Raw genomic sequence first — 8,828 nt, forward strand, 5'->3', positions numbered from 1 at the left:
AGCCCACCCGACGACAGCCACCACAGCCGAAGCCCGTCCAGCGTTCACCCTCCGCCGCCCCCGATCGCACCCGCCACTCCCACCCACCCCAAAGTCCCACCCGCCCAAAAGCGACTCTCACCCCGACCCGGCCTCTTGTCGGTGCGAGGTTGTGGAATGTTGCCCGGAATCCCGCGCAAGGGCCGGTTATCCGTGACGATGACGTGCGGACTCTTACGGCATGTGGCCCCGGTCACTAGCATCCGGAGTCAGGCGAGTAATCGCGGGCGGGTACGCGGCGTGGACCGTGACCGGTGGGGACCGGTGCTACCGCGGCGGACTCTCGGGGGGCGTACGGGGTTGGGGGTCTCGGCATGGCAAAACGACGTCTCGGTGGCGCATTGGCCGCGAGCAGCATGTGGCTCGTTTCCGGCTGCTTCGGATCCGGCGCGGAATGCTGCGCGCACGGCCCCACCTCGCCACCCGTCCAACGCCCCGCCACCGTCGCCCCGCTCACCCCGCCAACGCCCGGCTCCCCCGCCGCGCCCCGCCGCGCCACCGGCTGCGAACTCGTCACCGCCGCCGAAGTCCGCGACGCCGTCGGCGTCGAATCCGTCACGTCGAGTCCCGACGACGACGGCCGCGCCTGCCAGTTCTTCACCTCGAACGGCGCCCTCCTCCTCACCGTCCGGGTAGGCGACCTCCCGCGCGCCCTCCTCGGCGGTCCCGAACAGGTCGCCCGCCTCACCGCCGCCCGCGCCGCGACGACCGAACCGGTCCCCAACCTCGCCGAAGCCGCCCTGTACTACGCCGACCCGCAGACCGGCTCCGGCCTGGTCCTGGCGACCAGCCGGGACGACCGCGTCACCAGCGTGGACATCAGCACGCCCGGCCCCGGCTCACCCGTCACCCACGACGCCCTGATCAGCCTGGGCCGCGCGGCCGTCCGAGCCCTCCCGTAAACCGGATCGGATCCCGTCGGATCCCCTCACCGCCCGAAGAACTCCCCCAACGCCGCCCCCAGCACCTCCGGCGCGACCTCGTGCGTCTGCCCCGCCAACGTCCCGTACCCCGCCCCCGGCACCGCATCCGCCACCGCCCGCGTCGGCGCCCGCAGCACCTCCGGACTGGCCCCACCGTCGAGCGCCAGCACCGGGATTGCGATCTTGCCGAGCACATCCGCCGGCACCGCCCCGCCCGTCTCGGTTCCGAGCGCGGCCGCGTCATACGCCAACGTCGGCGCCACCGCCTCGAACGCGGGCCACGCCGGCGAGTTCCGCATCTGGTCGATCATCATCTCCGGCGCACCCGTCAGCGCCATGAACAGCGCCGCCGCGTCCCCGCGACGGCCTTCGGCCAACGCCGGAGCCAGCTCCGCCGCATACCGCGCGAACCGTTCCCGCTGGGCCGGGTCGACCCCGAACGGCGGCTCGTACACCGCCAGTTTGGCCATGTCGACACCCGCGGCCGCAGCGCGCAAGGCCAGCGCCCCGCCCGACGACAGGGCGACGGCATACGCGGACCCGCCCGCCGCGCCGATCACCGCCGCCAGGTCCTCGATCTCCCGTTCGAACGCGAACGGCGCCGTGTCGCTGCTCTCCCCGCGCCCCCGCCGGTCGTACGTGTACACGGTGAAGCGGTCCGCGAGCGCCGCGGCAATGCCCGGCCCGGGGCCGAACGCGCGGTGGCACAGCGCCCCGTCGACGAAGACCACGGCGGGACCGGCACCCGTCGCGGTGCAGGCGATCACGGTGCCGTCGGCGGAAACAACGGTGGTCATGGGGTGGGTTCCTCTCCTGCGGTGTGTCGTTCTCCCGGATGAAGACCGGGATCCGACCGAGAACTCATCGGCCCGGAACGGCCGAGTCCCCGGGCCGGTTCCGTACCCCCATTTCGTCCGTCACACCGCATATCACCCCATCGCAACCAACCGGTCCGAGCCACACTCCCGGGCACGCGGCTTAACCCCGTGCGGGTGGCATCTGCCACGATGGCGGGCCAGGAGGGGCCCCGGACGGGGCTCGGCCGGAAGGGAGCCGCCGGAACATGCCGTCCCCAGACACCCATGCCGGGTCGCGCGCCGGTTCAGTGGAGGATCCGGGTGCGCTGGTGCTGCTGGCGAACCGCACGAGTTCGCGGACCAGCGCGACCGGCGGGCCCGCGCTGCCGTTGCGCGACGGCGTGCGCGCGTACTTCGAGGGGCTTCCGGACGCCGCCGCGGACCGGTACGCACAGGTCGTCGCCTCCCCCGAGGAAGCCGAAGTCGCGGTCCTGCGCGCCATACCCGACCGGCACAACCGGTGGCCCGCCGACGACGTCGACCGCGTCCTGGATCTCGCGGCGACCGTGCCGACGATCGTGGTGCTGCGGTTGGCCGGGCCCGCGCCCGTCCCCGAGTTCGCCGGGGACTGCGCCGCCGTCCTGGTCGACCTCGGGGTCGCCGACGCGACGGTCGCCGAGGTGGTCTTCGGGCGCCACGCCCCGGGCGGACACCTCCCCTTCGCCCTGGCGGACCCGGACGGCGACGACGGCACCGCCCCGGCAGACGGCTATCCCGCGGGCTTCGGCCTGACCTACTGACCGCCGGCCCGCCGCGCGGTCACGGCCCCGACCGGCCCCGCTGCACCGCCGCCTCGCCCGGGGACACCGGGCCCGCCGGCAGCGCGGGCGGCGCCGACGGCACCACACCCGGCTGCGCCCCGGCCCCGTCCGGCACCAGCGGCTCCGGCATGGCGGCCTTCCGCACCCGCTCCGCGTTCATCGCGTCGACCGCGCCGCGTGCGTCGCCGATCGTCCCGAAGTCGACCGCGACGAAGTTGACCGGCCGACCGCGCTGCTGTTCGCACTGCTTGGCGCGGTCGAGGACGAACTGCTTGGCGTTGATCCGTCCCGCGTCGATGCGGCTGCCGCCCTTGGCGGTGATGAAGTGGTTCATGAGGAACAGCCGCTTGTCGGTGCCGCCGCGGTTGGGGGCGCACGAGAGGTTCTCGGGGGAGGTGAAGGTGAACGGCGTTTCCATGCCGTACTTGTAGAACTGCCGGTAGTGCGGGTCCGGCCCGTCGGTGCGTTCCGCGAACACCACCAGGCGGTGGTTTTTCGCGATCATTTCGCGCAGGGTCGGCCAGGGCGCGTTCGGGTCGGCGGGCGGGGTGGCCATGAACCGGTCGACGCCGGCTTCGCGCATGGCGTCCATGGTCTGCTCGCCGGTGATGTCGTCCTGCAGGATCAGGGTCACGACCTCGTTGGGGTTGCGGTCGAGCCACTGGCCGATCGCCTGCATGGTGCCGACCAGCGGGATGGCGCCGCCGCGGCACACCGAGTGGCACAGCCACAGGCCGGGGCGCGCGGGCGCGAACCGGTCTATGACACCGGCCACGATGGCCTGTTCCTCGGGGGACATCTCCGACCCGGCGAGGCGCGGCGCGATTTCCTCCGGGGTCTCCCACGTGTACGTGTCCATGAGCAGGGCCCGGGCGCCGAGGTCGAGTTGGGTGACCGGGTCGGGGTCCTGGAGCGGGCTGATGAAGCGGTCCGCGGTGGACGACATGGAGTTGTGGGTGGCGAGGTAGGCGACTTCGTCGTAGTGGCGGTCGCACAGGTGGGCCATGCCGTTGCAGCGGCGTTCCTTGGCGGGGTCGCCGACGGTCGGGACGGGCAGGAAGATCGTCAGCGCGAGGGCGCCGGCGGCGCCCGCGGCGGCGACGCCCGAGATGGTGCGGCGGCGGGACCGCGGCAGCGGGGCCTTGCCGCGTTCGCGGCGGCGGACGGCCAGGTTCGCGGCGACGACGAGCCCGGCGCCGGCGAGCACCGGCACGGCGGACGACGTGATCCACACCTTGACGATGTCGCGGATCGCGGCTTCCTGGAGGTCGTCGGCGAGTGAGCGGACGGACGGCGCCCAGCCGCCGCGGTCGGCGGGCAGCAGGTGCGGGACGGCGGCCCAGGCGATCAGGCAGACCGCGGCGGCGAGCATGCCGCCCGCGGCGAGCGCGTACCCGGGTCCGGCCATGCGGGCGAGGCCGCGGCGCGGCGCGGTGCGCCACAGCACGTAGAGGCCGCCGACGGTGAACAGGCACGCGACGGTGAGCATCTTGCCGAGGCCGAGGACGGTGAACGCGCGCAGTTGCGGGAGCGGGCCGAGGTTGACGGTGGTGTCCTGGGCCTTGATGTCGATGACGAGGTCCCAGGGCCGGTCGTGGCTGAGCGAGGCGAGGCCTTGCTGGGCGTCTTCGACCTTGTCGCCGAACAGGGTGGGCACAACGGCGACCAGGACGCCGCCGAGGTCGCCTTGGCGCAGAGACGCGATGACGGGCTCGCGGAGTGCGGCGCGGCGGTCTTCGGGGAGGCGTTCGAGGATGAGGTCGGCGATCTCCGGCGCGGCTTCGGGGGCGAGGTCGAGCGCGGGGAGGCTCTCCGGGGGTTGGCCGGCGGCGAGCGCGTCGAGGGCGCGTTGCACGGAGGCGACGAAGGCGGGGGCGTTGGCCTCGGTGACGCTGGGGACGCCGCCGGTGAGGTCGCCGACGAAGACCTCGGCGACGCCGCCGAGGTTGTTGATGATGGGTTTGAGGTCGACGTAGAAGTGCAGGTCGGATTCGTCGCCGCGCAGGTAGGAGACGGTGCGGCCGATCTGGTCGTCGGCGATGCCGCGGAGGGTCGCCGGCGGGAGGACGAGGCGCAGGTTGGCCGTGATCTGGTTGGGCGGGATGGGGAGCCGGGCCAGCAGGTCGTTGGTCAGGTGCGCCATCTCGGGGTCGACGAGTACCTGGTCGTAGAGCCGGTCGTAGGCGTCCTCGCGTTCCAGGACGGAGTCGTACCAGGCGCGGTCGAGCACGGTGCTGCGGGCGACGCCCAGGCCGGTGATGACGGCGACGCCCATGGCGACGACGATGTACGCGGCCGTGCGGATGGCGCGGAGACGGCGCCGGGCACGGCGGTCGTCCGCCTCCCGGGACTCCTGCGTACCAACCGTGACATTCACCCCTTCAGCAGAGCAAAGCCCTGAATAGACGAAAACCCTACCAACCGGAATTATCGCCCGCGGCGGCGGGCCCCCGGTCGACGCAACGCCGCGGTGGCGCGGATCATGCCCGCGGTCCGCAGCCGGTCGTGCGTATTCGTTCGCGTGCTCGCTCGCCCGGGTTTCATTCCTGGTTTCGCATGTACGGGTGGCGCGGGAGTGGCGCGTGGGCACTGCGGAGACCGTTACGATCCCCCTGGAAACACCGGCAACTTGCGTCCCTGGCAAGGGAGCGCAGGACTCGAGGGGGCACCCGTGGACGACCGCGCTCCGAACCCGTCGCCGTTGCATGGGGATGCGCCCGAGGAGTGGGCGCCCACCGGCATCGACGTGACCGTACCGAGTATCGCCCGCGTGTACGACGCGGTTCTCGGCGGCAAGGACAACTTCCCGGTCGACCGGGCGATCGCCCAGCAGTCGCAGGACATCGTGCCGGAGATCGGCGATGTCGCACGCTACAACCGGGACATCCTGGGGCGCGCGGTACGCACGATGGCGAAGGCCGGCATCACGCAGTTCCTCGACCTGGGTTCGGGCCTGCCGACGGTGCAGAACACGCACCAGGTGGCGCAGGAGGTGAACCCGGACGCGAAGATCGTGTACGTCGACATCGACCCGATCGTGCTGGCGCACGGCCGGGCGATCCTGGCCGAGAACGCGAACACCACCGTCGTCACGGCGGACCTGCGCGACCCGAAGGCCGTGCTCGACCTGCCGGCGGTGCGGGAGTTCATCGACTTCGACCAGCCGATCGGCCTGATGCTCGTCGGCGTCATCCACCACCTGGGTGACGACGAGGGCCCGGAGGCGATCGTGCGCGACTACCTGGCCGCGCTGCCCGCGGGCAGCTACTTCCTGCTGACGCACTTCTGCGCGTCGAGCCCGGACGCGCTTGACCTCGAGGGCGCGCTGCTGACCAGCCTGGGCACCGGGCGGTTCCGCACGCTGGAGGAGATCACCGCGTACTTCGAGGGCACCGAACTCCTGGAGCCGGGCGTGGTCTACCTGCCGGAGTGGCGTCCGGACGAGCCGGTCCCGGCGTCGCTGACGGTCGGCCAGCGGCTGATGGCGGGCGGGCTCGCGATCAAGCACTGACCCGGCGAGAGCCCTTGCGGCGAAGCCACCGGAACCACCGGGAGTCCCGAACTCCCCCAGGCGGCGCACCCCACGGTGCGCCGCCTTTGCGTCGCGGCGCCGGCAGGCGTGGCGTACGACGGCGTTCCTGTCGCCGTGGCTCATCGGGTTCGCGGTGTTCTTCGCCTACCCGCTCGCTGCGACCGTGTACTACTCGTTCACGCACTACGACCTGATCAACCCGCCGCAGTGGGTGGGGCTGCGGAACTGGCGGTACGTGTTCCAGGACTACCCGTACCTGGGCAAGGCGCTGCGGAACACCGTGTGGCTGGTGCTGATCATGGTGCCGCTGCGGGTGCTGTTCGGGCTGGGCGTGGGCCTGGTCGCGGTGCGGCTGAAGCGCGGCGCGAACCTGTTCCGGACACTGTGCTACCTGCCGTTCCTGGCGCCGCCGGTGGCCGCGACGATCGGCTTCGTGTTCCTGCTGAACCCGGCGACCGGGCCGGTGGACCACATCCTCACGCAGGTGCATATCCCGACGGTCGGCTGGTTCAACGACCCGTCGTGGTCGAAGCCGGCGCTGACGCTGCTCGCGGTGTGGGGCGTGGGCGATCTGATGGTCATCTTCGTGGCGGCGCTGGTGGACGTGCCGCGCGAGCAGTACGAGGCGGCGTCCCTCGACGGCGCGGGCCCGTGGCAGCGGTTCCGGTACGTGACGTGGCCGGCGATCACCCCGATCGTGCTGTTCGCGGTCGTCACCGGGGTGATCCAGACGATGCAGTACTACACACAGGCGATGGTCGCGGGGAAGGTCGCGAGCGGCATCATCGGCGCGCCCGGGCAGAGCTTCGAGCCGGGCTATCCGCAGGGTTCGACGCTGACGCTCCCCCAACTCGTGTACGAGGAAGGGTTCTCCACGTTCGACACGGGTGTGGCGTGCGTGCTGTCCCTGCTGCTGTTCGCGATCGCCATGGCGGTCACCACGTTGCTGCTGCGCCGGCGCGCGGGCCTGATGGGGACGGAGGACTAGCGATGGCGGTGCCGACCGGGCCGGCGCGGGTGGAACGTCCGCGGATGCCGACGCGTACGCGGGTCCACCGGGCGCTGCACTGGATCGCGGTGCATGCGATCGCCGTGGCGGCCGTCCTCTTCTTTGTGCTGCCCTTCGTCTTCCTGTTCCTCACCTCGGTCATGACGGACCGTCAGACACTGACGCCGGATCTGTGGCCGCACGAGTGGCGGTGGAGCAACTACGCGGACGTCTTCCGCACGCCCGGCTTTGGGACGTGGTGGCGCAACACGATGGTCTACGCCTGCCTCGGGACGACGCTGTGCCTGCTGTCGAGCGTGCCGGTGGCGTACGCGCTCGCCCGGTTCCGCTTCCGGTTCCGCGGGGTGGCGCTGGTGCTGGTGATCGCGACGATGATGCTGCCGCCGCAGGTGGTGGTGATCCCGATGTACATCTTCTGGTCGGAGAACCTGGGGTTGTCGGGCACGCTGTGGCCGCTGATCATCCCGCTGGCGTTCGGCGACGCGTTCTCGATCTTCCTGCTGCGGCAGTTCCTGCTGACCGTGCCCAAGGAGTACGTGGACGCGGCGCGCGTCGACGGCTGCGGCGACCTCGGCATCCTGCTGCGGGTCGTGGTGCCGATGATCCGCCCGGCGATCGCGGCCGTCGCGCTGTTCCAGTTCTTCTACTGCTGGAACGACTACTTCGGACCGCAGGTGTACACGTCCGAGAACCCGGGCGCGTGGACGCTGTCGTACGGCCTCAAGTCGTTCAAGGGCGCGCACCACACCAACTGGAACATGACGATGGCGGCGACGCTGCTCGTCATGGCCCCGGTGATCCTCGTGTTCTTCTTCGCGCAGAAGGCCTTCATCGAAGGCGTGACGCTGACCGGTGTGAAGGGGTGAGATGCGGTTGAAGCTGGCGGTGATAGGCGGAGGATCGACGTACACGCCCGAACTCGCGGACGGGCTCGCTGCCTTGCCCGTCGACGAACTCGTCCTCGTCGACCCGGCGGCGGAGCGCGCCGCGCTGGTGGCCGGGATGGTACGGCGGATGCCGGCACGCCAGGGGCATCCGGCGCGCGTGGTGGTGACCGCGTCGGTCGAGCACGGCGCGGCGGATGCCGACGCGGTCCTGCTGCATGTTGATGCTGCGGACGGTCACGTCCACGGCGTCCCCCGCCTCGTACGGCCGCCCGGCCTCATTCCCCGCCGCCAAGCCCGGGTCGTCGACGGGCACCAGCCCGACGATTCCCTCGCTCAGCCGCACGAACGTGCCGATCGGAAGGATCTTGTCGACGACACCCGGGACCGTGTCGTGCAATCGCGACCGGGCAAACGCCACCAGGGGATCCGGTTCCAGCTCCTTCATCGACAACGACACACGCTGCCGAACCTCGTCGACGTCCAAGACCACCACGGCCACGTGCTGCCCCACCTCGACGAGGTCCGAGAACCGCTCGAAATGCGTCCACGTGAAGTTGGCGGCGCTCACCATGCCGTGGAACCCGCCCAGATCCACGAAGACGCCGAACCGCTCGATCGCCGAAACGACTCCGTATCGCACCTCACCGACGTGCAGCACCATCACACTCTGATCCGTGTCGTCCACACGCCCAACCTAGACGAGTCTTTCCGAATGCCTGCGGGCATGGAGCGAGGGTGTCCAGGATCCGTTTGTGACGACAGACCTCGACACCCTCGCGATCGCACTGTACGTGAAACTCGACGACGACTGGGCGGACTT

General features: G+C 71.1%; 7 protein-coding genes and 2 pseudogenes. 6 read left to right on the top strand and 3 right to left on the bottom strand.

Going from position 1 to position 8,828, the window contains the following annotated elements; translation table 11 throughout:
• The first annotated feature begins 353 nt into the window (after positions 1 to 353).
• Positions 354 to 941 (top strand): hypothetical protein, encoded by a 588-nt coding sequence (locus tag ABEA93_RS31210; protein WP_345679215.1) that lies wholly within the window; start codon positions 354 to 356, stop codon positions 939 to 941.
• A gap of 26 nt (positions 942 to 967) precedes the next feature.
• Here the strand turns inward: ABEA93_RS31210 and ABEA93_RS31215 are convergent, their stop codons facing one another.
• The gene (locus ABEA93_RS31215; RefSeq protein ID WP_345679216.1) at positions 968 to 1,759 is read right to left on the bottom strand and encodes an alpha/beta fold hydrolase; all 792 of its coding nucleotides are present in this window, start codon (positions 1,757 to 1,759) and stop codon (positions 968 to 970) included.
• A gap of 266 nt (positions 1,760 to 2,025) precedes the next feature.
• On the opposite strand from ABEA93_RS31215, the gene ABEA93_RS31220 reads away from it, so the two are divergent.
• Positions 2,026 to 2,559 carry a glycoside hydrolase family 3 C-terminal domain-containing protein gene (locus ABEA93_RS31220; RefSeq protein ID WP_345679217.1) on the top strand — a complete coding sequence of 178 codons (534 nt, stop codon included), beginning with the start codon at positions 2,026 to 2,028 and terminating at the stop codon, positions 2,557 to 2,559.
• Positions 2,560 to 2,578: 19 nt separating this feature from the next.
• Here ABEA93_RS31220 and ABEA93_RS31225 read toward each other — a convergent pair whose 3' ends face one another.
• A complete protein-coding gene (locus ABEA93_RS31225; RefSeq protein WP_345679218.1) occupies positions 2,579 to 4,957 on the bottom strand; it encodes a phosphoinositide-specific phospholipase C-related protein in 2,379 nt (792 codons plus the stop codon).
• Positions 4,958 to 5,251: 294 nt separating this feature from the next.
• Here ABEA93_RS31225 and ABEA93_RS31230 point away from each other — a divergent pair, with 294 nt between their 5' ends.
• The 4 genes and pseudogenes from ABEA93_RS31230 to ABEA93_RS31245 form a co-directional block, all read left to right on the top strand.
• Positions 5,252 to 6,091, top strand: coding sequence for an SAM-dependent methyltransferase (locus tag ABEA93_RS31230; RefSeq protein WP_345679219.1), 840 nt, complete (start codon positions 5,252 to 5,254; stop codon positions 6,089 to 6,091).
• A 127-nt stretch (positions 6,092 to 6,218) separates the two neighbouring features.
• On the top strand, positions 6,219 to 7,100 hold the full coding sequence (locus ABEA93_RS31235; protein WP_345679222.1) for a carbohydrate ABC transporter permease: 882 nt from the start codon (positions 6,219 to 6,221) through the stop codon (positions 7,098 to 7,100).
• 44 nt (positions 7,101 to 7,144) lie between these two features.
• Positions 7,145 to 7,987 carry a carbohydrate ABC transporter permease gene (locus ABEA93_RS31240; RefSeq protein WP_345679220.1) on the top strand — a complete coding sequence of 281 codons (843 nt, stop codon included), beginning with the start codon at positions 7,145 to 7,147 and terminating at the stop codon, positions 7,985 to 7,987.
• Positions 7,988 to 7,994: 7 nt separating this feature from the next.
• Positions 7,995 to 8,228 (top strand): annotated as a pseudogene (locus ABEA93_RS31245) (family 4 glycosyl hydrolase); the annotation flags it as partial.
• Between the two features lie 231 nt (positions 8,229 to 8,459).
• Here ABEA93_RS31245 and ABEA93_RS31250 read toward each other — a convergent pair.
• Positions 8,460 to 8,669, bottom strand: a pseudogene (locus tag ABEA93_RS31250) (S1 RNA-binding domain-containing protein); the annotation flags it as partial.
• Positions 8,670 to 8,828 lie beyond the last annotated feature (159 nt).

This window comes from Yinghuangia aomiensis, from assembly GCF_039542225.1.
GTDB classification, from domain to species: Bacteria; Actinomycetota; Actinomycetes; order Streptomycetales; family Streptomycetaceae; genus Yinghuangia; species Yinghuangia aomiensis.

Coding starts and splice junctions, on each gene's coding strand:
- ABEA93_RS31210 (WP_345679215.1), top strand. CDS start 354: ATGGCAAAACGACGTCTCGGTGGCGCATTGGCCGCGAGCAGCATGTGG.
- ABEA93_RS31215 (WP_345679216.1), bottom strand. CDS start 1,759: ATGACCACCGTTGTTTCCGCCGACGGCACCGTGATCGCCTGCACCGCG.
- ABEA93_RS31220 (WP_345679217.1), top strand. CDS start 2,026: ATGCCGTCCCCAGACACCCATGCCGGGTCGCGCGCCGGTTCAGTGGAG.
- ABEA93_RS31240 (WP_345679220.1), top strand. CDS start 7,145: ATGCCGACGCGTACGCGGGTCCACCGGGCGCTGCACTGGATCGCGGTG.